This window comes from Priestia sp. SIMBA_032, from assembly GCF_046535215.1.
Lineage (GTDB): Bacteria > Bacillota > Bacilli > Bacillales > Bacillaceae_H > Priestia > Priestia aryabhattai.
The window spans coordinates 1-259 of sequence record NZ_JAWRXD010000987.1 but is presented as its reverse complement, the minus strand read 5'-3'; the positions used below and the strand labels follow the sequence as shown (position 1 = coordinate 259).

The 259-nt window shown below is 36.3% G+C and carries 1 protein-coding gene; it reads right to left on the bottom strand.

Annotated elements, in window-relative coordinates; translation table 11 throughout:
* A partial coding sequence (locus SB717_RS37305; protein ID WP_410908150.1) for a GH25 family lysozyme occupies nt 1–259 on the bottom strand: 259 nt, incomplete at both ends.

Here is a 259-nt window from a genome sequence, read left to right as displayed (position 1 = left end):
CACTACGAATCCATATATTACATTTTGGATACGCATCCTTTATATATAAATCATACGCCTCTTGCGTTGCATACAATATTACTTTCTTATCGTAATGTTTTTCTAGCATTTCAATCATGACCGCCAACTCTTTCGTAACATCTTCACGCTTAGGCGGATTATCTTTTTTGTTAGCGTAAAACTCAACATCAATCACGGGTGGCAGTGCTTGTTTATATTTTGGAACAGTTCGTATAAATTGCTCTGCTTGTGTTTCACC